Here is a 24,961-nt window from a genome sequence, read left to right as displayed (position 1 = left end):
GCGGGGAGAGTTGATCGGTTCTCTTGCCCGCCTCGCGCAATAAGAAACGCATAAAATTCGAACGCATGGGTGGAGCGTGGCCGGGCAGTAGGCGGTTCGGAGGTTGATAACTATGGTTCCCCTGCTTCTTGTTCTTCTGCTCGCTCTGATCCTTTTCGGTGCCGGTTTCGCGGTGAAGATCCTCTGGTGGGTCGCCATCGCAGTTCTGGTGCTGTGGCTGATCGGGTTCGTCGCCCGCCCGAAGGGCGGCAGCGGTCGCTGGTACCGCTGGTAGTCGCACACGACAATAGCCAGGAGCTGACACCGCAAGCCGGTGGCCTGCGCCCTTCCCAGGGTGCAGGCCACCGTCATGTCCAGGGCCGGGGCGGAAACCGCTATCGGGTGAAATGGGACGTCGGGGGTATCCGTGAGGTAGCCGGGGCGGTCGCCGTGACACAGCAGGGAACCTGCTCACCTCCAACGATCGACGGCCGTCCCGGCCCCGGTCATGAGGCGGCGGCTTGATGTGAGGCACGGACGGTGCTCTGCGTCGAACCCTTGTCAGCGCCCCGACTGGACTGCCCCGGCAGCATGCCGTGGCCGCCGCTCGGCGCGGCGGAGACTGCATGATGACGAGAGTGTACGGATGCCGCGTCGCCACATCGGATACGTCGAGCCGGAGGCCGGAGAAGTGCACACCCTGCCTGCGGAAGCCACGTTCGAGAAACCGGTCGAGGAGGCCCCGCTGATCGAGCGTCTCCATCGTGCGGATGTGCAGCCCTCCGGCCCGCGACTCCACCGTTCGAGGCTTCGGGAGACGCTCGAGCACATCGATCCCGGCAAGCCCCGGCTCGCACGCGCGCATCAGTCCGGTCGGCCCCGCGCCGACGATCACTACCAGCGTGTCGGTCAAGGTCAACTCCTTGGTCGTCGTTCAGTCGAGCTGGTCAAACCGGGGTGAGCCCTGCAGCGGAAATCGACGTGGAGCCGCCGACGTCCGTCCGCCGGTGACGGACATGCGTGATTACACCTGATTGCCGCCTGCTCCTACCGGCTGATCCGACGGGGGACCGCCACCGCGAGGAGTTTGTCCGGATTGCGCATGGCGTAGAAATGGGTGATCTTCCCGTCGTCGGTCTCGATCAGGAAGACGCCTTCCAGGCGTTCGCCGCTGAGGACGAGGGCGGGCGTGTTGTTGCAGTTCACCCTCTCGATCCGCAAGTCCGCCAGCCGCTCCAGGCGGAACAGGCTCATGAGGACCGCGGCCACCCTCTCCGCTCCGACCACCGGCCGGCGTGCCGCGGTGGCTTTGCCGCCGCTGTCGGCGGTCCAGGTGACGTCCGGTGCGAGCAGCGAGAGCAGTCCGTCCAGGTCGCCGGTGGTCGCCGCGGTCAGGAACTGCTCGGTGATCCGCGCGGTCGTGACGGCATCGAGGGGCTCGAAGCGCTTGCGCCGCGCCCGTACGTGCTCACGGGCACGGTGCGCCACCTGACGCACCGTCGACACGGACTTGCCCACCGCCATGGCGACGTCTCGGAACTCGAAGCCGAACACCTCGCGCAGCACGAACACCGCACGCTCATCGGGGGTGAGTGTTTCGAGCAGCACGAGCATCGCCATCGAAACCGACTCGGCGAGCAGCACGTCGGCTGAGGCGTCGTTCTCGTCCAGGAGCAGCGGCTCGGGCAGCCACGGGCCGATGTAGTCCTCGCGGCGGCGCGCGCTCGTCCGCAAAGCGTTGAGTGCCTGTCGGGTCACCAGTTGGGCCAGATACGACTTGGTGTCCCGTACCGTCGCGAGGTCCACTTCGGCCCACCGGAGATAGCTGTTCTGCAGCACGTCGTCGGAGTCGGTCGCCGAGCCGAGGATCTCGTAGACGATCGTGAACAACAGCGGCCGCAGCAGGGTGAACCGCTCGGCGTGCTCGTCGGTGCTCACGGAGAGGTGGCCTTCCGCGCGGCGGAGTCCGCTCCCGAGGGACGCGGGCCGCCCTTCGGCCAGCCCATGGAACCCGGCTTGACCGCCTCGCGGCGGATCCGCTTCGCGACCACGAACCTGCAGGTCACCTCCTTGATCGCCGCTCCCGCGCGGCCGCCGATGTAGAGGTTCACCGCGGTGTCGTCCTTGCGGGCGAGCTGTCGGATGCCGGCACGCCGACCGAGGCTGACGCACGCCCCGGTGAAGGCCAGATCGATCACGGCTGGTTCGGTTCCCGCGATACGGCTCAGCACGGTGTCGGCAGCATGCGCCCCGAGCGGCCCGGCGGCGTAGCCGCTCATCCGCAATGGCTGTCCCGAGGGTGCGGCGGCGTCGCCGGCCGCGACGATGCGGTCGTCGTCGACGCTGGTCAGCGTCTCGTCGGTGAGCAACCGGCCGATCGGGTCGGTGCGCAGCCCGCTCTCCGCCGCCAGTTCCGGCACCCCGAAACCTGCCGTCCAGATCGCCAGCGCGCTCGGACGCACCCCACCGTCGGCAAGGACGACCGCGTCCTGTCGGACCTCGCTCACCGAGGCGGCCTCGAGTACGGCGACACCGTGCCGGGACAGCCACGTGGCGATGTACCGGCGGCCGGGCGCGCTGAACGTCGGCGCCAGGGTGCGCCCGCACACCAGCGTGATCCTGCGCCCTTGCTCGGCCAGCTCGGCGGCCGTCTCGATGCCGGTCAATCCGCCGCCCACCACGGTGACCGGAGCATCGAGGGGCAACTCCTCCAGCCTGGTACGCAGCCGCTGTGCGGACTTCAGCTCAGCGACGTCGTAGGCGAATTCGGTCGTGCCGGGCACCGATGCAGGTGTCGCTCCGGTGCTGCCGACCGCGTAGATCACATAGTCGTAGTCCAGTGTGCGTCCCGATGCCAGCCGTATCGTGCGGGCGGCGGCGTCGATGCGCGTGGCACTGTCGACGACCAGCTCGATGCCCTCGCCGAGCAGCGTGCCGTAGTCGATCGTGGCCTCGCCGGTACGGGCCACGAACTGATGCAGCCGGATGCGTTCGACGAACTCCGGGCGCGGATTGACCAAAGTGATGTCGACGTCGGGGCGTGCCCGCAGGCGGTTGGCCGCGAGCGTCCCGGCGTACCCACCGCCGATGACCACGACCTTGTTGGGGCTGCTGTGTTTGCTCATGCCCTCAAGACACCGTGTGCCGACGGAAACGTGACACCACGCGAAGTGACGTGCGTCACTTACGGGCTGAGCCGCGATTGATTTTGTCCGCAGGTCGCGGCAGCAGTTGCCGGCTCGTCGAGCAGCAGCCTGGCTGGCGCAGAGTCGATGTATACGAGCACGGACAGCACCCTGTGCCCTTCTACGAGAAACTGACGGGAAGCACCGCATCCCGTTTCGCCTTCGCCGGGGTCACCCTGGCAAGCGTCGGCCCCTGACGGCAGTCGCGGAGGATCTTCCAGTTCTTCATCCGGGCGAAGGTGTGCTCCACGCGGGCGCGGACGCGTCGGTGTTCGGCGTTGTGCTCTTCCTGGGCACGCAGGAGGGGCGGCCGGCTCGTCTGCGGTGCGGGAGGATGAGCCCGGGTGCCGAGGTAGGCCCCGCCTGCGATGGCTGTCGTTCCGGCGGCCCTGGCGGGCAGGTCCGACTCACGCCAGACGTGGGCGTCTGCCTTGTTTCCCGGCGCCGGGCGGGCGCTCGCGACGATCAGTCGGCTGTCCGTGTGGATGATGACCTGCACGTTCGCCGAGAATCGGTAGTTCCTCGACGAGGCGGCAAGGTGCGGTCGCGGACCGGAATCAAGGTGCCGTCCACGATCCACAACCGGTCCACGTCGGCCACCGGCCGCGGGGCCGGCTCCAGCGCCGGCAGCGGCCGCGCAACCGCTGGATCACACGGCAGACCGTTGCCGAGGAGACCCCAACCAGCAACACCCGTTCCGCCAGCGGCAGGCACCACGGACGGTCACTACCAGGACCGTTTCCGCCCCGCTCCCGGACCACCCTCACCAGCCTCGCGAACCGGTCGATCCGCAAGCCCGTGAACGTCTCCACCCACACCGGCTCAGCCCGCAACGCCCCACCCATAAATGGAAAATGCCCAAGCCTGAGCCTTCTGCAACAACCTTTAGCCGGGTTCGGGTCCGTCATGGATGGTCAATGCTCCGGCGAGGTCGAGGTCGGCGACAGTGCCGTTTGCTCCGGCGCGGACGAGCAGCACTGCGCCGAGCGCGGTGCTCCAGAACGTCCTGGCCTCCACGCTGAGCGGTCGACGGGTCCTCCAGCCGCGACTGTCGATGAGCTGGCTCACGAAGCGCTCGGATTGCCGGAACAGCAGCTGGAGGTGCTGGTCGACCACGGGAGCGAGTTCGGGCTTGGAGATCCCGGCGGCGAGTGCGCGCGCGACCGAGGGGAGCGAGGGCATGGCCAGGACGGCGCGGGCAACGTTGCGCCGGAATGCCGCCGCGTCGGGGGCCTGGCGCCCGATGCGCTCGATGCGTCGGGCGTCGTGCAGCAAGCCGAGAAAAGCGGCGTGCACGAGCAGCGCGTCCTTGGAGCCGAAGTAGTAGGTGACCTGATTCGGGAAGGCGTCTGCCGCTTTCGCGATCGCCGCGACGCTCAACTCGGCACCGGGCCGCTCCTTGCAGAGCTGTGCAGTGGCCTCGATCAGCCGGCGCCTGGTCGCGCGACCGCGGTCACGCGACCGACCCGGCGTTGATCGGGCTTCGGTTCGCTTCGTCTCCACGCCCAAATTGTATGTGATACAACAGGGTTTCGCTCGCTTGTATCGCATACAAGAAAGGTCCATGGAATGCACGGGACTGAAGTCGTAGTGACCGGACTCGGCGCCATCACGCCACTCGGTGGGGACGTGGTGTCCACCTGGGACGCCCTGCTCGCCGGCGAGTCCGGCATCCGCGGCGGCGTCCTGCCCGGCCACGAGGGCGCCGGCCTTCCCGGCGCCGTGGCGGGGACGATGGCGATCGACCCCGCTGCATCGCTGCCGCCGGTGCAGGCCAGGCGGCTCGACCGCTCGCAGCAGGCAGCCCTCACCGCGGCGGCGGAAGCATGGGCCGACGCCGGCGCCCCGGACGTGGACCCCGACCGGCTCGCATCGGCCATCGGCACGGGCATCGGGGGCATACGGACGCTGTTGAAGGAAGACGACGCACTGGAGGCGGCCGGGACCCGGCGCGTCTCGCCACGCACGGTCCCGATGCTCATGCCCAATGCCGCGGCGGCGCTGATCAGTATCGAGTACGGCGCACGGGCGGGGGTCTACACGCCCGTCTCGGCGTGCTCCTCCGGTGCCGAGGCGATCGCCCTGGGGGCCAGGCTCATCCGCGCCGGCGAGGCGGACGTGGTCATCGCGGGCGGGACCGAGGCCGCGATCACCCCCATCACCGTCGCCGGCTTCGCCCAGGCCCAAGCACTCTCGCGGCACACCGCTGAACCCGCCTCGGCGTCACGGCCGTTCGCCGCGGACCGCAGCGGATTCGTCCTCAGTGAAGGCGCGGCTGTCGTGGTGCTCGAAAGCGCCGAGCATGCCAACGCACGGGGCGCCCACGTCCACGCGGTGCTCGCGGGCGCCGGCATCGCCGCCGATGCCCACCACATCACGGCGCCCGCTCCCGACGGCTCCGGTCAGATCTCGGCCATGCGGAAAGCCCTCGCACAAGCCGGCTTGGCGCCCGAGCAGATCAGCCACATCAACGCCCACGCCACCGGCACACCAGTCGGCGACGTCGCCGAGGCACACGCGATCGGAGAGGTCTTCGGCCGCGCTACCGTCACGGCCCCCAAGGCGGCGCTCGGCCATCTCTTCGGCGCCGCCGGCGCGATCGAGGCGCTCATCGCCGTCCTCAGTGTGAAGCACGGCGTCATCCCGCCCACCCGCAACCTCACCGCGGCCGGCGTCGGTCCCGACATCGACCTGGATGTCGTCGCCGAGCGACGAGACGTCCCCCAGGAGGCCGTGCTCAGCAACTCCTTCGGCTTCGGCGGGCAGAACGTCTCGCTCATCGTCACCGGCGCACGGCACCACACGTCCCTTGCGGCAGGCGAGTCGCATGCGCAGCATCGTCGTACGTGACACCACCGCAGCGCGGTCGGCGTGAGCCGCCGCCCGGGGCATGACGCATGGCGAGGCTGCTCCGATCGGGACGATCAGAGCCCCGATCGGCGGCTTCCGTGACCTTGCGGCGCCCCCCGCCCCGCCGAAATGCCGGGAGGTGCGGGCTGAAATACGCTGGTGATGTGGCCCACGGAGGTGTGCGATGAGCCATGACACGGGGGCGGACGTCGATCAGCTGATGGCCCTTTCCCGCCCCGCTCTCGACGACCTGTTCCGCATGAGCCGCGCCGGCGGGATACCCGTCGGTGAGACGCGCGGCACGGTGCTCGTGGCGCGCGGGGCGATGGTGGCGAAGGTGGCGGCGCGGTGGGCACGGCTCCTCGCGTGGAAGGGCAAGGTCTTCGACGCCGAACGGGGTGAACTGCGCAACAGGGTCACGCCGCTCGGAGTGCGCGCGATACGGGCCAAGGTCTACCGGGGCGCGAGCCGGCTCGACAACGGGGAGTGCACCGTACTGGACTACTCCCGGACGTCGCTCCTCGCGCACTGGATCCGCGACGAGATCCGGGAGGTCAAGCCCGGCGTCTATCTCGGCATCGTCTACTGGGGGCGGCGCAAGGTCCTCAACTTCGCCCTGTCCTACCCCGGTTCGCCGGCACCGGCTTCGGCCCGCCGCGCGTCGCAGCAGATCGCCGTCACCATCGGGGCCACGCTGCCTCCGGAGCGGGTGGCCGAGGTGCAAGAGGTGTTGGCCGAGGCACATCGCAGGGGGACCGGGGGCGAGTTCCTCCCCTTCGCCGAGCTGGCGGGCGTCCACTTCGCTCGTGTGGTCCTCGTTCCCGAGGAAAAGGACCACGCCGGGCAGACGATGCCGGCGAGCATCGTCTACATGAGCGAGGTCGACGCTCCGATGGACGCGCACCTCGCCGACCTCGTCGGCAAGGCCGGCAGCGGACTGGAAAAGGTGTTCGGGCACTGCGAGGGCTATCCGCCGCCCCGAGAGCCGGATGCCACGCGGGTCGCCTGGCTACGGGCCCATGCCGTGCCCAGCTCGGCCTTCTACGTCAACACCGTCGGCCGGGGCCTGCACCGGATCCGGCAGGAGGACCGGCTGCGCGAGGCGATCCAGGAGTTCCTCGACCAGCGCGGCGCCGAGCCGGCCGGCGCGGATCCGGCACAGGTACGGGCCGCCATCCAGCGGTACGTCACCGGTCGCCCGGACCTGGCGTGGGCACGGGCGGGTCCCGCGCCGCCCACGCTGCGGTGGAGGATGCGGGAGGCGGCGCACCTCGTGGGGGTTCCGCTGGCCGCGATCGCCCTGCTGCCCGTCATCCTGATCGGCCTGCCGGTCTGGGTCGTGGTGCTGCGCCGGCACGAAAGGCGTGACGTCCCCAGCCGGGAGCGGCCCTCCCCCGACCACGTGGCCAGGCTGGCGGCCTGCGAGGACTTCACCACGCAGAACCCGTTCACGGCAGTGGGCCTCGTCAAGTACGGCCGGTTCCGGCGGGCCACGCTGACCGGGGTGCTGTTCGCCGTCGACTACGGCGTGCGCCACTTCTTCAACCGGGGCAGCCTCGCCGGGGTCAAGACCATCCACTTCGCCCGCTGGCTGTTCATCGATGACAGACGGCGAGTGATCTTCGCGAGCAACTACGACGGCAGCCTGGAAAGCTACATGGACGACTTCATCGACAAGGTCGCCTGGGGCCTCAACGCCGTCTTCAGCAACGGCCACGGCTATCCGCGCACCAGGTGGCTCGTGCGGGACGGTGCCGAGGACGAACTCGCCTTCAAGCACTATCTGCGCTGCCACCAGTTGCCGACGCAGGTGTGGTACTCCGCGTACGACGCGCTGACCACGCGCAACCTCGACACCAACGCCCGCATCCGCGCCGGTCTCTTCGGAGAACTCGGCCCGGCCGAGACCCGGGCCTGGCTCGCCTTGTTCTAGAGAAGGGTGTGACGGTGATGACAGCAGCTGCGCGCCTGGAACTGGACGACATCCAGGGCCTCGTCGCACGCGGCTACAGCGCACTGGAGTCGGCCTGCTTCCTGCTGCTCACGGTGGACGACCCGGTTGTCGCACGCTCCGCGCTGGGACGACTCGCCCTGCTGGCGACGAGCGGCAGCGCGGAGCCACCGGAGTCGGCCCTGAACCTGGCCTTCACCTCGGAGGGCATGCGCCGCCTCGGACTGGACCCCAGCGAACTCGACGGATTCTCACATGAGTTCGTCTCGGGCATGACCGACCCCAACCGCTCCCGTCTCCTGGGAGACGTGGGGGAGAACGCGCCGAGCCACTGGCGCTGGGGTGGCCCCGACTCCCCGCCCGTGGACGTCCTCGCACTGTTGTACGCCCGGGACGAAGGGCGCCTGGACCGGCTGGAGTCGCAGGTTCGCCACGACGTCCTCGCCGGGGGCGGGCTCACCGAGGCCGTCCGCCTGGGCACGTCCCGGCTGACCGATCGCGAGCCCTTCGGCTTCCGTGACGGCATTTCCCAGCCGCTGGTCGAGGGGCTGTCGAAGGCCACCGCCGACGACGACGCGGTCAAGGCAGGGGAGTTCGTCCTCGGCTACGCCAACGAATACGGACTGCTCACCGACCGGCCGCTGCTGCCCGCCGCGTGCGACACCTTCGGCTTGCTGCCCCGCGCGCCCGACGGCGGCGGCGCCGCCGACTTCGGACGCAATGGAAGCTATCTGGTGTTCCGGCAGCTCAGGCAGGACGTCGCGGGCTTCCACCGGTACCTCGAAGAGGCGACGCGTCACCCCGACGGCGCCGACGATCCCGAGGCCCGCGAGGTGCTCGCGGCACGCATGGTCGGCCGCTGGCGCAGCGGCGCGCCACTGGTGCACGCGCCGCTGCGGGACGCCCCGAGCCTCGGCTCGGACAACGACTTCGGTTACTTCGCCACCGATCCGGAGGGCCTGAGCTGCCCCCTCGGCGCCCACGTCCGCCGGGCCAACCCGCGCGATTCGCTGGATCCCCGACCCGGATCGGCCCAGTCGGTCGCCATCGGCCGACGCCACCGGATCCTGCGCCGCGGCCGTGCGTACGGCGACGGGGACGGGGACAGAGGCCTGCACTTCCTGTGCCTGGGGGCGAACATCTCCCGCCAGTTCGAGTTCATCCAGCACACCTGGCTGAACAACGCCCACTTCAATGGGCTGTACGACGGCCCGGACCCGCTCGTCGCGGCCCGTCAGAACCACGATGCGACGTTCACCGTCCAGGCGAGGCCGGTCCGCACCCGCTACCGCGACCTGCCGCAGTTCGTCTCGGTCCAGGGCGGCGCCTACTTCTTCCTGCCCGGCCTCCAGGCGCTGCGCTACCTGTGCGAGGGCGCGCGACCGGGCGGACACCGGTGAACGCGCGACAGCGGCTCAACGACGCGGTCCTGGCCTGTGTTCGGCTTGAGCGGCGCATCGACCCCTACATCCGCCCCACGGCCGACCGCCTCCTCCGCGGGCCGGTCCAGACCCTGGTGCAGTGGTGCGTCAACGTCCGCCGCCACGACGAGCACCTGCGCATCGCCGAGGAGAGGTCACTGCCCGACGAAGCGGCCACCACCGAGGCCATTGCCCACCAGATGGCCCGGTTCATCATGCGCGAGTACACCCCCGGTACCGCCCAGCGAGCCGGAAACACCAAGACCTACGGCGTCGTCCACGGAGAGTTCACGGTGCCGGACGGGCTCCCCGAGCGGCTGCGCCACGGAGTGTTCAGCCACCCGGCGACGTACCGGGCCTGGGTCCGCTTCGCCGGTCCGGGCCCCCTCGCACCACCCGACATCCAGGACAACGGAGTGCTCAGCATCGCCGTCAAACTGCTGGGCGTCGACGGCGCGACACTGCTCGACGACGAGCGGGGCACCCAGGACTTCACGGGCATCACCACGCCCACGTTCACCACGCCGGACATCACCGAGAACCTCAAGCTGCAACAGCACGTCTACGCGGGCACCCCCGTCCTGTACTTCATCGGCCCCCGCCACCCGCACCTGTGCGACATGGTCATGCAGGGCCTGTACGCCAAAACCCACTCCAGCCCCCTGGAGGCGCGCTACTGGAGCTGCGTTCCGTACCTGCTCGGCGAAGGCCAGGCCATGCAGTACGCCATCGCCCCGCGCGACGGCGTGCGAAGCCGCGCCCCGTGGCACCCGGTCGACGACTACCTGCGCCAGGCCCTGGCCGCCACCCTGCGCGAGCGCGATGTCGTCCTCGACTTCCTCGTCCAACTGCAGACGGACCCCCACCGGATGCCGATCGAGAACGCCTCTGTGGTGTGGCCCGAGCGCCTGTCGCCCTTCGTGCCCGTTGCCACACTGCGGCTGCCGCGACAGGAGTTCGCCGGCGCGGAGCAGTTCGCGCTCGCCGATCGGCTGACCTTCAACCCTTGGCACGCCCTGCCCGAGCACCGCCCCCTCGGTAACCAGAACCGCGCCCGCCGTGCCGTCTACCTGCGCCTCTCACACCTCAGGCAAGCGATGAACGGTACCCCGCACACGGATCCCGGCACGACAGCCGCATGACGCGCGGACAGGCGCAATGTCTACTATCGTCGTATATGGGCCGGTAGTTCCCGCAGCGCCTCTTTCCCGCACTGTCCCTTCGGAAGGGTAATGGCCATGGACGCGCGCTCCTTCGCGCGATACAGCCTCGCCGGAATCCGGCTGGTGAACGGTGTGGCGGCGCTACTGGCCCCACAGGTGGTGGCCCGTCGGCTGGGGGCGGATGAAACGCAGCCGGCCCTCGGCCACGTCCTGCGCATGTTCGGTGTGCGAACGGTGTTCATCGGAGCCGAACTGCTGTTCCTCCAGGACCCGGGCCGGATCGCCCGGGCCTTGCGCGTCGGCACGGTCATCCACACCAGCGACGCGCTGTCGGCCGCCGCGGCCGGCCGGCGCGGCACGCTTCGGCCCCGGGCGGCGGCAGCCGCCACGGCGATCTCCTCGCTGAACGTCGCCCTCACGCTGGTGGCCCAGTGGCCGCGGCGTGAGTCCGAACTGACCCCTTCGACCGAGTTGGCTGCCGAAAGGAACCCCACGATGCGAAAAGGCCCTTTCCACGCCCGGTCCCGTGCGAACCCGACGGTCCACGCCGACGGCAATGGCGCCTGCTCGCCGTTCGTGCGCCTGCACGACCAGCTGGCGCTGGCCGTCGACCGCAAGGTCGGCTGGCAGTGCCTGCCCAAGCCGCTCGGCCTGCTGACCCTCATGGGCCTGCGCGACAATCTGCGCCGCAACAACCTCCACGACACCAGCGGCTACCCCGCGCAGGGGGTGCCCGACATCGAGCCGCCGGCCGCACGGCACCTCACCGAGCGCACCGCCGACGGCTCCTACAACGACCTCGACAACCCGCGCATGGGCATGGCGCACTCCCGTTTCGGGCGCAACGTCCCGCCGGACGTGACCTTTCCCGAGCCGGAGCCGCAGATCCTCACTCCCAGCCCGCGCGAGGTCAGCCGTACGCTCCTCACCCGGGACGAGTTCATCCCTGCCACGTCCGTCAACGCACTGGTCGCCGCATGGCTGCAGTTCATGATCCGCGACTGGGTCAGCCACGGACAGGGTGCCATCGACGACCCCTGGCGGATCGAACTCGAGGGCGACGACCTCTGGCCGACGCCACCGATGCTCGTGCCCCGGACCCTCCCCGACGCCACCCGCAGCGAAGGCGGCGACGGCCTGCCGCCGACGCACATCAACGAGAACTCGCACTGGTGGGACGCCTCCCAGCTCTACGGGAGCGACCTCGCGACCCAACGGCGGCTGCGCTCGGGCGCGCACGGCAAACTCAAAGTTGCACGCGACGGCAGGCTGTTCCCCGATGCCCCGGAGCTGGATCCCGCGAACACTCCCGGCTTCTGGCTGGGCCTGCTGATGATGCAGTACGTGTTCATCCTGGAGCACAACACCATCTGCGACCGGCTGCGCCGGGAGTTCCCCGCCTGGTCGGACGAACAGCTCTTCCAGCGGGCGCGCCTGATCAACGCCGCGCTCATTGCCAAGATCCACACCGTGGAGTGGACCCCCGCCGTCATCAGCCACCCGACGACCGTGGCCGCGCTGCGCGCCAACTGGTACGGCCTGCTGGGCGAACGGGTGCAACGGCTGCTCGGCAGGATCAGCAGGAACGAGCTGCTCAGCGGCATCGTGGGCGGCAGCACCGATCACTTCGGCGTCCCGTACGCCCTCACCGAGGAGTTCGTGGCGGTCTACCGGATGCACCCCCTGGTGCCCGATGACTGGAGCTTCCGCTCGGCCCTGGACGACTCGCTGCTCCAGGAGACGGATTTCCGGGAACTGACCGGCAGGCGCGCGTACGAGGTGTTCGCCGGCCACGAGCTGCCGGACCTCTTCTACTCCTTCGGCACCTCGCACCCCGGCCTCGTGACCCTGCACAACTACCCCAAGTTCCTCCAGGAGTTCCAGCGCCCGGACGACAAGCTCATGGACCTGGCGGCCGTCGACGTGCTGCGCATACGCGAGATGGGCGTGCCCAGGTACAACGAGTTCCGGCGTCGGCTCCACCTGGAGCCCGCCGCCGACTTCGCGGCGCTGACGGACAACCCGGTCTGGGCCGAGGAGATGCGCCGGCTCTACGACAACGACATCGAACGCGTGGACCTGATGGTGGGCATGTACGCAGAGCCCCGCCCCAAGGGCTTCGCCTTCAGCGACACGGCCTTCCGGATATTCGTCCTCATGGCCTCACGCAGGCTCAACAGCGACCGATTTCTGACCAGGGACTACACGCCACAGGTGTACACGCAGACCGGCCTGGACTGGATCGAGAACAACAGCATGACCAGCGTGATGCTGCGCCATTTCCCGGAACTGCGCTCAGCCCTGCGGTCCGTGGACAACGCCTTCACCCCGTGGACGACGCTCCGGCCCCCCGCATGAGGCTCCGCCCTTGGGCCTTCCCCAGCCCGGCAGCGGTGTTCTCGGCGCCCGGGACGACCGCCCCTTCGTCGTCACTCTGATCGTTGGTCTCGATTCAATGCCGCAGGAGTTCGCAGAAGCGGTCCAGGGCGCGGTCGGTGCGGCGGCGGTCGGCTGTGGTCGTGAGATCGAACAGGAGACCACGGATGACGGCCATGACCAGCGTGGGAGTGACAGAGTCGTCAGGGCCGGTGGCGATGTCGCGGAACGTGGAGCCGAGGATGTCGAACCAGTCCGTGATCGCCTCGGCCCGGTCCGGGTAGTTCTCGGGGTGAGCCAGGCCGTCGGCGTGCACCTCGAAGAACAGCCGGACGAACGGGGCGCGCTCCGGTGCGCTGATCCAGGCCCAGATGCCGCGCAGTCGTTCCTCCGCAGAGGCCGCCTCCGGAGGGAGGTTCTCGGCCAAACGTGTCGCACCGCGGCGGCGGGCCTCGGCCAGGACGGCAGCTACCAACTCCTGTTTGCTGCCGAAGTCATAGAGCAGCATCCGCGGACTGGTATCGAGAGCCGCAGCCAACGGCCGCAGGCTCAAACCGGCCAGACCGTGCGCCAGCACGTAATCGGTCGCCCGCGCCAGCGTGGCCTCCCGCCGGGCGGGATCCGGGGGTCGTCCCACGGTGAACCATCCTCTCCGTACTGCCGGTCTGAGCCTGCGTCAGTATATGGTACGACTGTTTCAATAACGGGAGGAGACAGTCATGCACACGCTCGACCGGGCACTCGCACTGGGCGCCGGAGGGCCCGTCGGCGCGGCCTGGATGGCAGGACTGGCCTGCGGACTGCGCCGCGGCGGGGTGGATCTCAGCGAGGCAGATCTGATCGTCGGCACCTCGACCGGCGCGATCATCGGTGCAGTGCTGGCCACCGGTCAGGACCCCGGCCGGCTCGCCACTCCTGTGCGCCCCGCCGACTCCGACGGCACCCCGCCCCAGGTGGACGGGCGCCGACTGGGCGAGGCGTTCGCCGTGCTTCGCAATGCCGCCGCGAACCCGTCCGAGGCGCGGCGCCGAGTGGGCCAGATCGCGCTCGCCGCCGAGACCGGCCCCGAGCAGGCACACATCGCCCGGATGCGCGCCCTGGCCGGCGCAGACCAGTGGCCGGACCGGAAGCTGCTCATTACCGTGCTGGACGCTGAGACCGGCGAGCAGGAGGTCTTCGACCGTGCCAGTGGCGCCCCGCTGCCCTCCGCCGTGGCGGCAAGCACGGCCTTCCCGGGCATCTACCCGCCGATCACCGTCAACGGCCGCCGATACATGGACGGCTCCCTGCGATCGGCTACCAACGCCGGACTCGCAGCCGGAGCCCGCACGCTCGTCGTGATCGACCCACAAGCGCACCTCTTTCCCCGCGAGTTGCTCGACCAGGAGCTGGCGGTCGCCGGGGCGCACACAGCGGTCGCCATCGAGCCCGATCCGGCATCAATACGCGCGTTCGGCTCAGACCTGAACGACCGCAGGGCTTGGGAACCGGCGTACCAGGCGGGTCTGCGCCAAGCCGCCGATGCCGCGGAGAAGCTCCGCCTCGCATGGGAGACCCGATCCGACACGGACGGAGCGCCCCGACGGTGACGAGCCACCGCACCACCGGAACAGCCCCACCACAGTCGCGGAGCATAGCGCTCCGCAACTGTGGGCCTCGGGGGACCGCGTTCAGGAGAGACGGGTCACCCGGGTGGCGAACGACGGTTCGGCGAGCCGGGTGCCGACCGCCACCGGCACGGTCTTCGAGCCGGGGCCGTCGCCCACCGTCAGCACGGCCACCTCGGTGCCGGTCTTGGCCTCGTGGGGTACGGACTTGCCGCCGGCCGTGCCGAGCGTGAACCGCAGCCGCTGGCCCGGCACACCGATCACGGCGAGGTCCTTCGTCGCGACGAGCGGGGTCCGGCCGCCGAGCCCGTCGGAGACGTAACCGACCGTCTGCCCCTTGTGGATCACGGGAGCGGCGGTGAGGGCCTTACGGACCGCCTCGATGACCTTGCGGCTGTTCTTCAGCACCAGCTTCAGGCTTTCCCGGCCGTCTTCGTCCGGGCCGTCCACGTGCTGGTCCATCATCGTGCCGAGGATCAGCGGGGTGTCACCGCCGACGGGCTGGTCCGCGGCCCACATCAGGGTGCCGCCGGCCGGGGTGCTGGACCCCGTCTTGATGCCGATGTTGCGCAGACCTTTGACCGAGAGCAGGTCGTTGCTGTTGTCGATCGGCTCGGGCAAGCCCTCGATCTTGGCGTGGTCCATCGCCACGATCACGCGGAACGTCTCCTCCTGCATCACCGCTTCGGCGAGCTTGAGCTGGTCGACGGCGGTGCTGACGGTGCCGGAGTTCAGACCGCTGGCGTCCGTGTACGTGGTGTCGCGCATCCCGAGTTCCTTCGCGGCGGCGTTCATCTTCGCGACGAAGGCCGCCCCGTCGTTCCCGCTGTCCCAACGAGCGAGCAGGCGGGCGATGTTGTTGGCGGACGGGAGCATCATCATCTTGAGCATGTCCCGCTCACTGAACTTCTGTCCGGCGGTGAGCCCTTCGGCCCGCGACTCGTGATCGGAGTTGCCCTCGGCGACCGCCTTGGCGTCGACCTCGATGAGGGGGCCGGGGTCGCCCTTGCGCAGCGGATGGTTCTTGAGGATGACGTACGCCGTCATCACCTTTCCCACGCTGGCCGTCGGCACCGGCTTCTGCTCGCCGAACGTGCCGATGTCGCCGGAGCCCGGGATGCGGACGGCCGCCTGGCCCTCGGCCGGCCAGGGGATGGCGGTCGTGCCGTCCAGGGTGACCGAGTCCTGCGTGGCGACGAGTTGGGGGGTGGGAAGCGGGCGCAGCATCTGACCTCCCGCGACGGCGGCGGCGAGCAGCAGCACGATCGGGGTCCACACCTTGACGCGGCGCACGAGGGTGCGGCGCGGGGTCTCCGGAGGGAGAGCGGTGGGGGTGAGCTCGGCGAGCAGTTCGAGGGGCGGGCGGGGGGTCTCGCGGGTGGGTTCGAGGACCGGCGGTTCGGGCGCGGGCTCCGGCGGCGATGCGGGCTTGGTGGCGTCGGGGGCCTTGAGAACGCCGAACTGGCTGGTGCGCTCCGGGTCGTGCGGCTGCGCCGCCGCGCGGGTACCGGTCGGCTTCTCGGCGGCGAGGTCGGCGCCCGCGTCGTTCGGCTTCCGCAGCGCGGGCGCCTCGTCCCCCTCGGTCGCCTGCCGGTCGCCGGTCCCGTCCTCGGGCCGCTCGGCCACCTCCTCCGGGTCGGGGGAGGGGGAGCAGGCACCGGCCTTGTCCCGCGATTCCCCGGCGGCCTGCCGGGCGTCCGCCCTCTTGTCGACTCCGTCCTTCCGGGGCCCGCCCTCGGGCCCGGATATACCGGCCCGGCCGCCGTCGGTAGGCGGGGCGCCCGCCTCGCCGTCGCCGGGGGCCCGCGCGCCCGCCAGGGTGGCCGTTCCGCGGGCCTCGGCGCGCGCCGGGGTGTCGTCCTCCTCCGGCTGATCGTCCCCCTTGGCCCACGAAGGGCGTCGCGCCGGTGCGGTGTCGTCCGGGGCGTCCGCGCGCTTCGCGCCGCCGTCGGCCGTGGCGGACGCGCCGCCATCGGTGCCCCGCGCTCCTGCGTCGGCACCCTGAGGGTCGGGGACGTCGTCCTGAGCGACGCGGCCCTCGTCCTCCACACGTACGTCCGCCCCTGAACCGGAGCCCACGCCGGCCGGGATCTCCTCGTCGCGGGCGTCGGCCCGCGCGGTGGGGGACCCGTCGTTCCCGGGGACGGGCGTGTCCGCGGGAGGCTCCGCGCTTACGGGCCTGGTCTTGCCTACGGTTTCCCGGCCGGGGGAGTCGGCCTGCGCCGGGCGGGTGTGCCCGTCCGCAGGGGTGCCCTCTTCTTCGTCGGTGTCGGTGTCGGTGTCGGTGTCGGTGTCGGCGGCGGTGTCCGCGTCCACGGCTTCGGCCTTGGCCGGGGTCTCCCGCTCGGGTGCGCGCCTCCCCGAAGCGGTGTCAGTCTCCAGCGGTTCCCCGTCGTCCCGGGTCCTCCGTACCGCGGAGTCCTCGTCAGCAGCCGCGGACGACGCCTCGGCCTCCCCTTCCCCGGCGGCCGGCTCGCTCTCGGAAGCGGTGCCGGAGCTCGGCTCCGCCCCGGTCGGCTTCCGCCCGGTGACCGGTTCGTCGGCGTCGTCCCCCTCCGGCCCGGCCGGGGCTTCGGTATCGGCGTCGACCCCCTCCCGCCCGGCCAGGGCAAGCGTGTCGCCCGTTCCGTCGCCCGCCACCGTTTCCGCCTTCATCCACGTCCACCTTGCTGTTCACGCCCGGCTCCGCCGGTCTCACCGTCACGTCGCGCGTGCCCGTCCCGGGCCCGTTGATCAAGTAGATGTTCGACCCGGCTCCCGCGTTCCATCCTCGCCGGTACGGGCGCCCGAAGGATGGACAAGCCTGGTGCGAAGATCGCCCTAGAGCTACCGTCCGCCCTGTCTCTCTACGCGTCAGAGGCGGCTCGCCGCTTGGACGGAAGCACCGGAAGCAGCAGGGAAGGGAACGGGGGACCTGCACGCCGGCCTCGCGCTTGAACCGCTCGTGCGGGGCGTCCCGCCGGTCCGGTCCCGAGCGATGACCCCGCAGGCGGTGTCCCGGCAGGCTCCATGCAGGCAAGGGCTGCGACCATGTCCACAGGACATCATCCTCGTGGCCGCGGCTGCCTCGATGCTCCCTACCGGCGGGCGCAGCTCCAAGCCCCCATTCCCTGTATGGCCGCCAGCCTTTTGGCAGTGGTGATCTGCTCCTTCTTCGTGGCCAGGTCGGCTCGCCTGGCATATCTGTGGCCCCCGGCGGCTTTCCAGCTCGACTGGGTGAACTGCAGGCCGCCGTAGTGGCCATTGCCCGTGTTGGCGTGCCAATTGCCACCCGATTCGCACTGGGCGATTGCATCCCAGTTGACGCGGGGCTTGAAGGGGTGGATGGCCGCATGGGCGCTCGGATCGGTCAGGGCGGTCTGGTAGAGGAGCGCGGCGCAGAGTAGTGCGAGGAGGGCGCTTGCGGTTCGCCGGCTCACTTGAATAGGAGACATCGGTCTTCCTTTACGGTCTGAACGGCCGGCCCACATATCCGGCCGCTCTGCTTACGGTCGTCAGGCCATGGCTTATGCGCAGGCGCCGGCGAATCGGGTGGCGCCCGGCGGAAGGTCGTCGACGAGGCGCCGCCTTTCGACTCATCACTTGTGGTCGGGGGGTGGGGCATCGGAGTCGTGGGTAACAGGCCACGTCACCACCCCTGTCGCCTGCTTCGCCGAAGCCGAACCGGTTGACCGCCTCAAGCGGGCCCGGACGGCCGGCCTTCTGGAAGAACTGCGCCGACTCTTGCACCGGATACCACGAGCCGTTGTCGTGTCTCAGCCCGCCAAACGGCTGCTGGCGAGCGAGGTGTGATGTAAGGTCCGGCGGCCGGAACGGGGAAGGTGCTGGAGGTCCACCTCGCGCTGCTGCCGGCCCATTGTTGTGCTCTTCGTGGGAATTGAAGCCTGCACGTCCACTTGCCCGCTGTGTCTCTGAGCCGGACGCGGTGGATGTCAACTCTCGCGCGCTGCGGAACCACTGCTGAGTAGTTAGTAATTGTCATAGTCCAGTAACGCTTCGCGATGCCTGACAGGATGTACTCCAATGAGGTGGTGAAGGTCTTGTAAAGCGCGTTTGACAGGTATCTTTTATCATTTTTTGTTCCCGATGTCGTGGATGCGCATCGGTGCTGTGCGCGGCTGGTCGGCCGAGGGCGGTAAGTAGTCCTCCGCCATGGCCTCCGGCGGTACGACTTCCGGCCATGGCTCGGAACGGGGACCCCCGGCCACGTCAAGGGCATTGACAGAAGATGAACACATTCGGACGCTGGGAGCGCTCTCAGGCTTCAATACGCCCATCCCTGTCCCGCCGCCCCCCACCTTGGCGGGCCCCCCACGCAAGGAGGAAGAGAGTGTTCCGCTTAACGAGATCCCTCGTATCCGCTGTCTCGGCGATGGTGGGAGCCGCCGGTCTCCTGTTCATCGGGCCCTCGTCGTCCGCAGAGGCCGTACCGGCGACCATCCCGTTCACGATCAAGAACACCTCGGCCCGCAGTGAGCCGGTCTACCTCTACAACCTGGGCACCCTGCTCGCGTCGGGCCAGCAGGGCTGGGCCGACGCCAACGGCACGTTCCACCCCTGGCCCGCGGGGGGCAATCCGCCGACCCCCGCGCCCGACGCGTCGATCGCGGGTCCGGCCAACGGGCAGACCAAGACGATCCGGCTGCCCAAGTTCTCGGGACGGGTCTACTTCTCCATCGGCCAAAAGATCGTCTTCAAGGTCAGCACCGGAGGCCTGGTGCAACCTGCCGTGCAGAATCCCTCGGACCCCAACCGGGGCATCCTGTTCAACTGGTCCGAATACACGCTCAATGACGCCGGACTGTGGATCAACAGCAGCCAGGTCGACATGTTCTCGGCTCCCTACGCGGTGGGCGTGAAGGCGGTCGACGGCACGGTCAAGAGCACCGGTCGGCTCAAGCCGGGCGGGTACAGCGCCGTCTACGGCCGGCTGCGCTCGGCCGGCTGGGGCGGATTGATCCAGAGCCGCCCCGACGGCACACCGGTGCGGGCACTCTCGCCCGGCCACGGTATCGAAGCGGGCGGAATCCCGGCCGACGCCATGAACGACTACATCAACCGGGTCTGGAGCAAGTACAGCAGTTCCACGCTCACCGTGACACCGTTCGTGAACGAGCCGAACACCAAGTACTACGGTCGGGTCTCGGGCGACGTCATGAACTTCACCAACGGCTCGGGAGCGGTGGTCACCAGCTTCCGGAAGCCGGACTCCGACAGCGTCTTCGGCTGCTACAAACTCCTGGACGCACCCAACGACACCGTTCGCGGTCCGATCTCCCGCACCCTGTGCGCGGGCCTCAACCGGTCGACGCTCCTGACGAACCCGAACCAGCCCGATGCGAACGGCACCGACTTCTACCGCGATGCCTTCTGCAACCACTACTCCCGCATCATCCACGAACAGATGGCTGACGGTAAGGCGTACGGCTTCGCCTTCGACGACGTGGGCGCTCACGAGTCACTCGTCCACGACGGCGATCCCCAAGAGGCCTTCATGACACTGGAACCGCTCGACTAGGACGTCTCCGGGCCGTTCTCGCCCCTCCGCGCCGTCACCGGGCGGAGCTCTGCGGCCGGCGAAGTCGACGCCGGCCGCAGGAAGCGCCCGGCGGAGAGCTTCTCGATCCGTTCCGGGTGGGTGTGACGCGCCACCGCCGGATGGGACCGCGCGGATGGCGCGGCGGGGTCGAGGGGCATGAGGGCGAGGCGGGTGCGCTGAGTGGGTCCTGCGCTGCCTCGTGTAGGGCGCGCATCGATCGCGGATCGCGTTCAGGTGACTACTTTGCCTGCATGCCGAGTGCTCAGACGCCGTTGAAGCTGCGAGACGTTCCGCGCTGGGCGGTGGGGTTGTGTCTGTTCGGGCTTGCCGCCGGTCTCTTCATGATCCTCTGGTACGGGGCAGATCCGCCGTTCCGGGCCAGACCCTCAGCGGACGGCGAACTGCTGCTGCAGTTCGCGGCGACGGCGGATACGGCCCGCGCCATCGTGAAGGACGGAGGCGGGTCCAAGCTCTTCCAGGACGGCCTCGTGCTGGACTGGCGCTGGTTCATCCCCGGATACGGCGCGGCCCTCGCCGGGGCTTTCGGGCTGGGGCATCTGCTCCTGTACCGGAAGTCCACCCGCCTGTGGGCCTGGCGCGCGCTCCTTCTCACCCCTGTCGCGCTGGCGGCGGACTGCGTGGAGAACATCTTCCTCTGGAAGGCCCTGGACCGGATCAAGGCCGCCCCGGACGGTCCTGCACTGCCCTGGGTCGGCGTCTTGCGGACGGCCGCGGAGCGTGATCTGGAGCGGGACCTGCAGTGGGCGACCTACTTCGCCCAAGTGAAGTGGGCGCTCGTCATCCCGCTGGTGGCAGCGGCCGCGCTGATCGTCGTCACCCTCTACTGCCGTCGTGTGCAGGACCCCTCCTTCATGGAAAGCGCGCGGGAGAACCATCCCCGTCCCGTCGTCGCCCACACCGATCGGCCTGCCGACGAGACGGAGTGCCAGCGGAGCCACCCCGACGTGATCCTTCCGCCCGCCGCGCCCCACGACTGGGAGCCCCTGCCCGAGTGGACCGCCCCCGACCCGGCACGACCACACCAGGCCCCGGCTCAGGACCCCGACGGCAGCACGGTCACCCGCTGGCGCACGCGTGCGTACCAGCCGCCGGACCGAAAGCCCGCGGAGCTCGGCTTCTGCGTTTCCGGCGGCGGTATCCGGTCGGCCTCGATCACCCTGGGCGCGCTGCAGGCGCTGCGCGGGCAACTGCTCAAGGCGGACTACCTGGTGGCGGTGTCCGGAGGCGGGTACACAGCCGGAGCCCTGCAATTGGCCCTGACCGGTGCCCGGCTCAAGGACGCGGAGGGGAACCCTTCGGTGCGGCCCGGCCTTGCCGAGCCCGCCGACGCGTTCGCGCCGGGCAGTCCCGAGGAGGACCACATCCGCCGCCACGCCAAGTACCTGGCTGATACGCCCAAGGAGAGGATGCACGCCGCGGGGGCGGTGCTGCGGGGCATGGCCGTTTCCTTCGGCATGCTGGCGCTGGTCTTCACCGTGGTGGGACAGTTCCTGAACGCGTTCTACTCGCACCTTCCGCTGACCGACCTGCACCGCTTCATGCCGCAGGTGAAGGAGTTCCCGTCGACGTGTGAAGTTCCGGACGTCTCGAAGTGTCCCGTGGTACCAGAGGTGTTCCTGCCGTCCTTCCAGCTGTATCCGCACGCCTGGCACCCGGTTCTCGCCCTGTTCGGCCTGGCAGGTCTGCTGTCCGTGGGAGCCGCATTCGTGGGGGCGCGGAACATGAGGTCCCGCCCCGCCTGGCTGCGCGGCATCGTGAACTCGATCGTGGCGATGGCCCTGGCGGTCGCCCTCATCTCCATCGTCCTCCCGGCAGTGATCTGGTTCTTCGCCTGGCTCGCGCACGAGCAGGGGGTGGTCTACAACGACGGCAGGGGGCTGTCGCTGCTCGCCGCGCTCACGGCGGCGGCGACTGCGGTCGGCACCTGGTTCACCGTCGTCCACAAGACGGTGAAGGAGTTGCAGCCGGACGGGGAAAAGGCGGGCATGTTCGGCAAGGGCGGTCCGTCCCTCGTGGTTCAGGTCGGCACCGGCTGGGTGAAGATGCTGGTGTGCTGGCTGGTGCTGCTCCTGGTCGTGTTCTTCTACCTCGCCCTCATGTCCTGGGTCGCCGTTTACGCCGGTAGCTGGGACACCTGGTGGAAGGCCGGGATCCCGATCGCCCTGTTCGTGCTGTCGTTCGTGATCGACCAGACCACCTTCAGCCTGCACCCCTTCTACCGACAACGTCTGGCGGGTGCCTTCTCCGTGCGGCGCGCGGTGTTGAAGGACGGCTCGGTGGGCGCGCTTCCGTACGATTACAACCACGAGCCGACCCCGCTGGACCCCTACGCGGAGCGGGTGCAGGGCTTTCCCCGGGTCATCTTCGCCGCCTCGGCCGCCATCTCGCTGCGCAATCGCACCGCCCCCGGGCGCCCCGCCGTGCCCTTCACCTTCGCCTCCGACTACTGCGGTGGCCCCGACACGGGCTGGGTCCGCACCGAGACCCTGCAGAACACGGCGCCCGCCCTGATCGGACGCGACCTGACCGTACAGTCCGCCGTCGCCGTGTCAGGAGCGGCCTTCGCCTCCGCGATGGGCACTCAGACGATGTTCATGGAGCGGCTGCTCGCCCTGTCCAACGTGCGGCTGGGCACCTGGATCCCCAACCCGCTGTACCTCGCGGAACTGGCGAAGTACGGGCCCTGCCGGCTCATGCCGCGGCTGCCACGGGTACGGCGGCTGCGCTACCAACTGCAGGAACTGGTGGGCTGGTACTCGGATACGACTCCCTTGCTGCTGTGCACGGACGGCGGGCACTTCGACAATCTCGGTCTGGTCGAGATGCTCCGGCTCCGCTGCCGGACGATCTACGTCATCGACTCCTCAGGGGATTCGCCGCCACTGGCCACCACCCTCGCGCAGGCGGTCACGCTCGCCTACGAAGACCTCGGAGTGAAGATCACCTTCGAGGTCGCGGGGCAGAACCTGCTGGACCTGGTACCCGGCAGCGCCGAACCGCTCCAGCCCGAGACGCCGATGGCCGCGCTGAACGCCCGGTTCTCCGCCACCAGCGTGGTGCGCGGCACGATCGAGTATCCCGAGCCGGTCGAGTTCTCGCCCGGCACGCCGGCCGACACAATGGGGACGATCATCTTCGCGAAGGCCAGTCTGACCCCCGACATGCCGTACGAACTGCTCAGTTACGCCCTCAGGGAGAAGGCCTTTCCCCACCAGGCCACCTTCGACCAGTGGTTCGACCATGCCCAGTTCGACGCCTACCGGGAGCTCGGGCACCACATCGGCACCAAGGCCGCGGGCAGCGCGTCCTGACCGCAGGCGACCGGCGGAAGGTACCGGACGCCGCGGGCCTCCTCCCCGGCCCGCACGCGGTGGCCGGCCCAGGTCACCTCCGCAACCAGGTGGTGACGGCGGACCCCCTGGGGAAGCACAAGTGCGCCGACAGCGCGTCGCGGGCGACAGGCGACCTGGTTGCGCCGACGTCCGTAGCCGTGAGCCCCCTGCGCGGTGACCTCGGCGGACGGGGCGGCGTGGCTGCTTGTCCCGATGCGGGTGCCGTGCGTGTCATGGGTCCCGTCCCGTGAACGCCCGGCCGCGTGAGGGAAGGGCCCCGCCGCTCCCTCGCCCGGGAGCGGCTACGAGCATCGGCGCTTCGCACACCCGGCGCAGGGCGTGGGTTTCGCCGCATTCGGACCGCCGGGCACCGGCCGGGGACGGCGGGACGAACGAACGCTGCCGACGGTGAGGGAACCATGGTCAAATTTCCCACGCGCCGCTCCCTGCTCACCGCCGGGACCGGCGGATCGCTCGCGGCCGTAGCCGCGGCCTTCCTGCTCCGGGGCCGCCCCGGGGAGCCGGTCCCGGAGCCGTCCTCCACCCAGCCCGCAGCGTCCGCCTCCGGGACCGGTTCGCTGCGCACCGACCTGACCGCGCACAGCCGGCTACTCGGCCGGAACGTCCCGTACAGCCTCTACCTGCCCGCGGCGGTGAGCTCCGTGCTTAGGCGCGGTGGGCAGGACGGCGGGCTCCCGGTCGTGTTCCTGCTGCACGGAGTGAGCGGTAAGCACACCGACTGGGTCTCCAAGGGCGGCATCGTGGCGACCCTGGAACGGGCCATCGCGGCGGGCCGGATCCCGGCGTGCGCCCTCGTCATGCCCGATGCCCGGCGCGACCCGGGCGAGCCCGGGGGAGGCCAGGACGAGACGTTCTACATCAACGACGCCGGATCCGGCCCCGGCGTCCTGCGCTACGAGGACATGTTCATCGAGGAGTTCGTCCCGACCGTCGAAAAGGCCCACGGGCTGGGAGGCCGGGCGGAGAACAGGTCCGTGGCCGGGCTCTCCATAGGGGGCTACGGCGCCCTGTGGTACGCCCTGCGGTACCCGGGTCTGTTCAGCGCCGCCGCCGGGCTGAGCACGGCACACTTCACCGACGAGGGCTACCGCGCCATGCCGATGAAGGAGTGGAACCGCTTCTTCGGCCATGCCTTCGGCAGAGACCGGGCCGGATCCGCCCGGCTGACGGACCGCTTCATGAACTACAACCTGGCCGCCGTCATCCGGCGCACCGCGCCCGCGCGGCTCCGGCACACTCGCTGGTACCTCGGTTGCGGGACCGAAGACACCAACTTCCTGCCGGGAACCGGAGACCTGCGCACCGCCTTCGCGGCCCGCGGAGTGACCCCCGAGGCAGTCCTCCAGCCGGGCGTCCACGGCTGGTCCTACTGGAGCGTCGCGGCGGAGCCGATGCTGGACTTCCTGGGGAGGCAGTTCTCTTGACCCCGGACCGGGCCCGTAGCCTTGCTACTGTCGGCCCTGTGAGGGCTTCCCGCCATCTCCTACGGTCGTTGACCGGCCTCGCCGCGGCCTTT

The 24,961-nt window shown here is 69.8% G+C and carries 17 protein-coding genes and 1 pseudogene; 10 read left to right on the top strand and 8 right to left on the bottom strand.

Annotation, left to right across the window (positions count from 1 at the left end):
• Positions 1 to 112: 112 nt before the first annotated feature.
• Positions 113 to 274 carry a hypothetical protein gene (locus OHA81_RS01485; RefSeq protein WP_037792689.1) on the top strand — a complete coding sequence of 54 codons (162 nt, stop codon included), beginning with the start codon at positions 113 to 115 and terminating at the stop codon, positions 272 to 274.
• A 387-nt stretch (positions 275 to 661) separates the two neighbouring features.
• Here OHA81_RS01485 and OHA81_RS01480 read toward each other — a convergent pair.
• From OHA81_RS01480 to OHA81_RS01460, 5 genes and pseudogenes are all read right to left on the bottom strand, one after another.
• Positions 662 to 844: pseudogene (locus tag OHA81_RS01480) on the bottom strand (FAD-dependent monooxygenase); the annotation flags it as partial.
• A gap of 182 nt (positions 845 to 1,026) precedes the next feature.
• Positions 1,027 to 1,917, bottom strand: coding sequence for an RNA polymerase sigma factor SigJ (gene sigJ, locus OHA81_RS01475; RefSeq protein ID WP_329191921.1), 891 nt, complete (start codon positions 1,915 to 1,917; stop codon positions 1,027 to 1,029).
• Positions 1,914 to 3,104 carry an NAD(P)/FAD-dependent oxidoreductase gene (locus tag OHA81_RS01470; RefSeq protein WP_329375201.1) on the bottom strand — a complete coding sequence of 397 codons (1,191 nt, stop codon included), beginning with the start codon at positions 3,102 to 3,104 and terminating at the stop codon, positions 1,914 to 1,916. The genes sigJ and OHA81_RS01470 overlap by 4 nt, the downstream gene beginning before the upstream one ends.
• 181 nt (positions 3,105 to 3,285) lie before the next feature.
• Positions 3,286 to 3,663, bottom strand: coding sequence for a transposase family protein (locus OHA81_RS01465; RefSeq protein WP_329191916.1), 378 nt, complete (start codon positions 3,661 to 3,663; stop codon positions 3,286 to 3,288).
• Between the two features lie 386 nt (positions 3,664 to 4,049).
• Positions 4,050 to 4,667: a TetR/AcrR family transcriptional regulator C-terminal domain-containing protein gene (locus OHA81_RS01460; RefSeq protein WP_329191914.1), complete on the bottom strand. Its 618-nt coding sequence runs from the start codon at positions 4,665 to 4,667 to the stop codon at positions 4,050 to 4,052.
• Between the two features lie 66 nt (positions 4,668 to 4,733).
• On the opposite strand from OHA81_RS01460, the gene OHA81_RS01455 reads away from it, so the two are divergent.
• From OHA81_RS01455 to OHA81_RS01435, 5 genes are all read left to right on the top strand, one after another.
• Positions 4,734 to 6,014 (top strand): beta-ketoacyl-[acyl-carrier-protein] synthase family protein, encoded by a 1,281-nt coding sequence (locus OHA81_RS01455; RefSeq protein ID WP_329191912.1) that lies wholly within the window; start codon positions 4,734 to 4,736, stop codon positions 6,012 to 6,014.
• A 184-nt stretch (positions 6,015 to 6,198) separates the two neighbouring features.
• Positions 6,199 to 7,947 carry a hypothetical protein gene (locus OHA81_RS01450; RefSeq protein WP_329191910.1) on the top strand — a complete coding sequence of 583 codons (1,749 nt, stop codon included), beginning with the start codon at positions 6,199 to 6,201 and terminating at the stop codon, positions 7,945 to 7,947.
• A gap of 17 nt (positions 7,948 to 7,964) precedes the next feature.
• A complete protein-coding gene (locus tag OHA81_RS01445) occupies positions 7,965 to 9,365 on the top strand; it encodes a Dyp-type peroxidase (RefSeq protein ID WP_329191909.1) in 1,401 nt (466 codons plus the stop codon).
• Entirely contained in the window at positions 9,362 to 10,528 is a 1,167-nt protein-coding gene (locus OHA81_RS01440; protein ID WP_329191908.1) for a hypothetical protein, read from the top strand. The genes OHA81_RS01445 and OHA81_RS01440 overlap by 4 nt, the downstream gene beginning before the upstream one ends.
• A gap of 96 nt (positions 10,529 to 10,624) precedes the next feature.
• Positions 10,625 to 12,907, top strand: coding sequence for a peroxidase family protein (locus OHA81_RS01435; RefSeq protein WP_329191906.1), 2,283 nt, complete (start codon positions 10,625 to 10,627; stop codon positions 12,905 to 12,907).
• A gap of 94 nt (positions 12,908 to 13,001) precedes the next feature.
• Here OHA81_RS01435 and OHA81_RS01430 read toward each other — a convergent pair whose 3' ends face one another.
• Entirely contained in the window at positions 13,002 to 13,562 is a 561-nt protein-coding gene (locus tag OHA81_RS01430; protein ID WP_329191904.1) for a TetR family transcriptional regulator, read from the bottom strand.
• 82 nt (positions 13,563 to 13,644) lie between these two features.
• Here OHA81_RS01430 and OHA81_RS01425 point away from each other — a divergent pair, with 82 nt between their 5' ends.
• Positions 13,645 to 14,514: a patatin-like phospholipase family protein gene (locus tag OHA81_RS01425; RefSeq protein ID WP_329191902.1), complete on the top strand. Its 870-nt coding sequence runs from the start codon at positions 13,645 to 13,647 to the stop codon at positions 14,512 to 14,514.
• 81 nt (positions 14,515 to 14,595) lie between these two features.
• On the opposite strand, the gene OHA81_RS01420 is transcribed toward OHA81_RS01425, so the two are convergent.
• Together OHA81_RS01420 and OHA81_RS01415 are read right to left on the bottom strand one after the other, a co-directional pair.
• Positions 14,596 to 17,187 (bottom strand): D-alanyl-D-alanine carboxypeptidase, encoded by a 2,592-nt coding sequence (locus OHA81_RS01420; protein ID WP_329191900.1) that lies wholly within the window; start codon positions 17,185 to 17,187, stop codon positions 14,596 to 14,598.
• 422 nt (positions 17,188 to 17,609) lie between these two features.
• Positions 17,610 to 17,966, bottom strand: coding sequence for a transglycosylase family protein (locus OHA81_RS01415; protein WP_443056396.1), 357 nt, complete (start codon positions 17,964 to 17,966; stop codon positions 17,610 to 17,612).
• Between the two features lie 938 nt (positions 17,967 to 18,904).
• On the opposite strand from OHA81_RS01415, the gene OHA81_RS01410 reads away from it, so the two are divergent.
• The 3 genes from OHA81_RS01410 to OHA81_RS01400 all read left to right on the top strand — a co-directional run bounded on the left by OHA81_RS01410 (position 18,905) and on the right by OHA81_RS01400 (position 24,869).
• On the top strand, positions 18,905 to 20,050 hold the full coding sequence (locus OHA81_RS01410) for a glycoside hydrolase family 64 protein (RefSeq protein ID WP_329191898.1): 1,146 nt from the start codon (positions 18,905 to 18,907) through the stop codon (positions 20,048 to 20,050).
• Positions 20,051 to 20,322: 272 nt separating this feature from the next.
• The gene (locus OHA81_RS01405; RefSeq protein ID WP_329191896.1) at positions 20,323 to 23,403 is read left to right on the top strand and encodes a patatin-like phospholipase family protein; all 3,081 of its coding nucleotides are present in this window, start codon (positions 20,323 to 20,325) and stop codon (positions 23,401 to 23,403) included.
• A 440-nt stretch (positions 23,404 to 23,843) separates the two neighbouring features.
• Positions 23,844 to 24,869: an alpha/beta hydrolase gene (locus tag OHA81_RS01400; protein ID WP_329191894.1), complete on the top strand. Its 1,026-nt coding sequence runs from the start codon at positions 23,844 to 23,846 to the stop codon at positions 24,867 to 24,869.
• Positions 24,870 to 24,961: the final 92 nt, after the last annotated feature.

The organism is Streptomyces sp. NBC_00667, assembly GCF_036226825.1.
GTDB lineage: Bacteria > Actinomycetota > Actinomycetes > Streptomycetales > Streptomycetaceae > Streptomyces.
The sequence above is the reverse complement of the archived record's forward strand: the minus strand, read 5'-3'. Positions and strand labels throughout refer to the sequence as shown.

Coding starts and splice junctions, on each gene's coding strand:
- OHA81_RS01485 (WP_037792689.1), top strand. CDS start 113: ATGGTTCCCCTGCTTCTTGTTCTTCTGCTCGCTCTGATCCTTTTCGGT.
- OHA81_RS01455 (WP_329191912.1), top strand. CDS start 4,734: ATGCACGGGACTGAAGTCGTAGTGACCGGACTCGGCGCCATCACGCCA.
- OHA81_RS01410 (WP_329191898.1), top strand. CDS start 18,905: ATGGTGGGAGCCGCCGGTCTCCTGTTCATCGGGCCCTCGTCGTCCGCA.
- OHA81_RS01435 (WP_329191906.1), top strand. CDS start 10,625: ATGGACGCGCGCTCCTTCGCGCGATACAGCCTCGCCGGAATCCGGCTG.
- OHA81_RS01415 (WP_443056396.1), bottom strand. CDS start 17,966: ATGTCTCCTATTCAAGTGAGCCGGCGAACCGCAAGCGCCCTCCTCGCA.
- OHA81_RS01450 (WP_329191910.1), top strand. CDS start 6,199: ATGAGCCATGACACGGGGGCGGACGTCGATCAGCTGATGGCCCTTTCC.
- OHA81_RS01425 (WP_329191902.1), top strand. CDS start 13,645: ATGCACACGCTCGACCGGGCACTCGCACTGGGCGCCGGAGGGCCCGTC.
- OHA81_RS01470 (WP_329375201.1), bottom strand. CDS start 3,104: ATGAGCAAACACAGCAGCCCCAACAAGGTCGTGGTCATCGGCGGTGGG.
- OHA81_RS01400 (WP_329191894.1), top strand. CDS start 23,844: ATGGTCAAATTTCCCACGCGCCGCTCCCTGCTCACCGCCGGGACCGGC.
- OHA81_RS01405 (WP_329191896.1), top strand. CDS start 20,323: ATGCCGAGTGCTCAGACGCCGTTGAAGCTGCGAGACGTTCCGCGCTGG.
- OHA81_RS01445 (WP_329191909.1), top strand. CDS start 7,965: ATGACAGCAGCTGCGCGCCTGGAACTGGACGACATCCAGGGCCTCGTC.
- OHA81_RS01420 (WP_329191900.1), bottom strand. CDS start 17,187: ATGAAGGCGGAAACGGTGGCGGGCGACGGAACGGGCGACACGCTTGCC.